This is a genomic window from Faecalibacillus sp. MSK20_93, from assembly GCF_020589945.1.
Lineage (GTDB): Bacteria > Bacillota_I > Bacilli_A > Erysipelotrichales > Coprobacillaceae > Faecalibacillus > Faecalibacillus intestinalis.
Map to the genome: position 1 here is coordinate 1 of NZ_JAJDKA010000170.1, position 413 is coordinate 413.

Annotated in this window: 1 protein-coding gene; it reads left to right on the forward strand. The window is 46.7% G+C overall.

Annotated features, from left to right (window positions below; translation table 11 throughout):
- Positions 1-413: ATP-binding protein (locus tag LJD34_RS16215; RefSeq protein ID WP_227360389.1), on the forward strand; the 413-nt coding region annotated here is incomplete at both ends.

The window sequence follows — 413 nt, forward strand, 5'->3', positions numbered from 1 at the left end:
ACGGGTATCTATATGGGCTATTCCGTTGATACGGGAAGAAATGTGTACCTGCAACCGTCCCTTGCCAGTCAAGGTGTGAAAGGTACAGTTACCAACGCTTTAGCGTCTGCTTTTGTCGGTTCGCTTGGCGGTGGGAAGTCGTTCTGTAACAATCTTCTGGTATATTATTCGGTTCTCTTTGGGGGACAAGCGGTTATCTTAGACCCTAAAAGTGAGCGTGGCAACTGGAAAGAAACGCTCCCAGAGATAGCCCATGAAATCAATATCGTAAACCTTACCAGCGACAAGGACAATGCAGGACTTCTTGACCCGTTTGTGATTATGAAGAACGTAAAAGACGCTGAAAGTCTGGCAATCGACATCTTGACATTCCTTACGGGTATTTCCTCTAGGGACGGCGAAAAATTCCCCGT